The organism is Ochrobactrum sp. SFR4 (genome assembly GCF_019730395.1).
GTDB lineage: Bacteria > Pseudomonadota > Alphaproteobacteria > Rhizobiales > Rhizobiaceae > Pseudochrobactrum.
In genome coordinates, this window is sequence record NZ_JAAPBB010000375.1 from 1 (window position 1) to 356 (window position 356).

Here is a 356-nt window from a genome sequence, read left to right on the forward strand (position 1 = left end):
TCATTTTGACAAGAGTACCCGCCTTCTTGCCCTGTCGCCGCGTCTGGATGAAGGTCAACAGGCCTTTCAGCTTGCAACGCAAATCGCTTTTCTTGAACAAAAACAACTGCTCGATCAACTTTTAGAGAAAACAGCATTCTGCAGTCCTGAAGCACTGGTGCTGGCACGTATTGGCCTCGCCAATTATTTTGCCGGTGCCGTGCTGATGCCCTATATGCATTTTCTGCAAAGCGCCGAGCAATTGCGCTATGATATTGAATTGCTTGAACAACGCTATGCGGTAAGCTTCGAGACCATCTGCCATCGCCTCAGCACGTTGCAACGGCCTGAAGCACGCGGTGTGCCGTTCTTCTTTA

The 356-nt window shown here is 50.0% G+C and carries 1 protein-coding gene; it reads left to right on the forward strand.

The window, feature by feature from the left end; translation table 11 throughout:
- A partial coding sequence (locus HBA93_RS19435) for an ImmA/IrrE family metallo-endopeptidase (RefSeq protein WP_221724386.1) occupies positions 1–356 on the forward strand: 356 nt, incomplete at both ends.